The sequence below is a fragment of the Virgibacillus carmonensis genome (assembly GCF_057836705.1).
The window spans coordinates 1-595 of the sequence record NZ_JBYQFJ010000272.1 but is presented as its reverse complement, the minus strand read 5'-3'; the positions used below and the strand labels follow the sequence as shown (position 1 = coordinate 595).

The 595-nt window shown below is 40.2% G+C and carries 1 protein-coding gene; it reads right to left on the bottom strand.

Features of this window, described 5'->3' with window-relative positions; all coding sequences use genetic code 11:
* On the bottom strand, positions 1-595 hold a 595-nt coding region (locus AC3G7N_RS21830; protein ID WP_489424221.1), incomplete at both ends, for a histidine--tRNA ligase.

Sequence of the window (595 nt, the reverse complement as noted above, 5' to 3'; positions counted from 1 at the left end):
AATCTCAAATGCCGTATGGTTATAATAATCTAACCCGCGAACCAGATTTTTATCCACTGTGTATGGAATATCCATCTGATCAAGGTAGGTTTTGACTTTTTCAAAATAAGTTCTGGATTCCTCATTTAAAAACTCCAGCATGGATGGTGCAGATTTCATTGATGGGTGATCGCGGTCTTTCTTACAATCCAATATACGCAATGGATTCTGTGTCAATCGTGTTTGACAATCTTTGCACAATTCCTCTTTATGTGGTGAAAAATGTTCAATTAAGGCTTCCCGATAATTTTTACGGCTTTCACTATCACCTAAGCTATTGATAACAAGCTTCAATGACGTTAGGCCAAGTTCTTTGTAAACTGTCATTGCCAAATCGATAACTTCTGCATCCACTGCAGGATCTGCACTTCCCATTGCTTCTACGCCAAACTGATTTAACTGGCGCATCCGCCCTTTCTGTGGACGTTCATAACGGAACATCTGTCCAAAGTAATAAAGCTTTACTGGTTGAATTGCTGAACCAAATAGTTTGTTTTCAACGAATGCACGAACAACGGAGGCTGTTCCTTCCGGTCTTAATGTAAGGCTCCTGCCA